Below are 1942 nucleotides of genomic sequence, written 5' to 3' on the forward strand. Positions count from 1 at the left end.
TTAGGAGGCGACCGCCCCAGTCAAACTGCCCGTCAAACACTGTCCTCGGCCTGGTTTACACGCCTGAGTTAGAGCATCCGTCAAGCAAGGGTAGTATCCCAACAGCGCCTCCGATAAGACTGGCGTCCTATCTTCTCCGGCTCCTACCTATCCTGTACATGCTTGACAGATACCCAATATTAAACTGCAGTAAAGCTCCATGGGGTCTTTCCGTCCTGTCGCGGGTAACCCGCATCTTCACGGGTATTATAATTTCACCGAGTCTCTCGTTGAGACAGTGCCCAAATCATTACACCTTTCGTGCAGGTCGGAACTTACCCGACAAGGAATTTCGCTACCTTAGGACCGTTATAGTTACGGCCGCCGTTTACTGGGGCTTCAATTCAAACCTTCGCTTGCGCTAAGCTCTCCTCTTAACCTTCCAGCACCGGGCAGGTGTCAGCACCTATACTTCATCTTACGATTTTGCAGATGCCTGTGTTTTTGATAAACAGTTGCTTGGGCCTTTTCACTGCGGCTGATCTTGCGACCAGCGCCCCTTCTCCCGAAGTTACGGGGCCATTTTGCCGAGTTCCTTAACGAGAGTTCTCTCGCTCACCTGAGGATACTCTCCTCGACTACCTGTGTCGGTTTGCGGTACGGGTGCACCTTCTCTGGCTAGAAGCTTTTCTTGGCAGTGTGACGTCGCAGCCTTCGCTACTTTAATTTCGCTCCTCATCACGCCTTGTCCTTAAGGAAATAAGCATTTGACTCATTTCCAGACTCAGCGCTTGAACATGGTTTCCAGCACCATGCGCTGCTAGCCTCCTGCGTCCCTCCTTCGCTCATAACGATTGGGTGCAGTACAGGAATGTCTACCTGTTGTCCATCGACTACGCCTCTCGGCCTCGCCTTAGGTCCCGACTTACCCTGGGCGGACGAGCCTGCCCCAGGAAACCTTAGTCTTGCGGCGGACAGGATTCTCACCTGTCTTTCGTTACTCATACCGGCATTCTCACTTCCAGAAGCTCCACATGTCTTCTCAGTCATGCTTCTTCGCCGCTGGAACGCTCTCCTACCACGCATACTTTTGTATGCATCCACAGTTTCGGTATCATGCTTAGCCCCGGTAAATTTTCGGCGCGGCGTCACTCGACTAGTGAGCTATTACGCACTCTTTGAATGATGGCTGCTTCTGAGCCAACGTCCTAGTTGTCTGCGCAACTCCACATCCTTTTCCACTTAGCATGTATTTAGGGACCTTAACTGGTGATCTGGGCTGTTTCCCTTTCGACTACGGATCTTATCACTCGCAGTCTGACTCCCGCATATAAATGTCTGGAATTCGCAGTTTATCTGGATTCAGTAACCCCTGACGGGCCCCTAGTCCAAACAGAGCTCTACCTCCAGCATCCTCTTTGCGAGGCTAGCCCTAAAGCTATTTCGGAGAGAACCAGCTATCTCCAAGTTCGTTTGGAATTTCACCGCTACCCACAACTCATCCCCGCAATTTTCAACTTACGTGGGTTCGGTCCTCCAGCGCGTTTTACCGCGCCTTCAACCTGGTCATGGGTAGGTCACTTGGTTTCGGGTCTGCATCAGCCAACTGCTCGCCCTATTCAGACTCGCTTTCGCTGCGGCTCCGTCTTTTCTGACTTAACCTCGCTGGCTAACGCAACTCGCCGGTTCATTCTACAAAAGGCACGCCATCACCCTTTAACGGGCTCTGACTACTTGTAGGCACACGGTTTCAGGTTCTCTTTCACTCCCCTCCCGGGGTTCTTTTCACCTTTCCCTCACGGTACTGGTTCACTATCGGTCACTGGTTAGTATTTAGCCTTGCGAGATGGTCCTCGCGGATTCAGACGGGATTTCTCGTGTCCCGCCCTACTCAGGATCCTGATAGGCTTTCTTTGGATTTCGCTTACGGGGCTGTCACCCTCTCTGGCGCATCTTCCCAGAT

1 rRNA gene is annotated in these 1942 nt (G+C 52.2%); it reads right to left on the reverse strand.

Annotated features, from left to right (window positions below):
• Positions 1-1942: ribosomal RNA gene (locus FC20_RS09430) — 23S ribosomal RNA — on the reverse strand; the annotation flags it as partial.

The sequence above is a fragment of the Lactobacillus equicursoris DSM 19284 = JCM 14600 = CIP 110162 genome, from assembly GCF_001434815.1.
In the GTDB taxonomy this organism is placed as follows: domain Bacteria; phylum Bacillota; class Bacilli; order Lactobacillales; family Lactobacillaceae; genus Lactobacillus; species Lactobacillus equicursoris.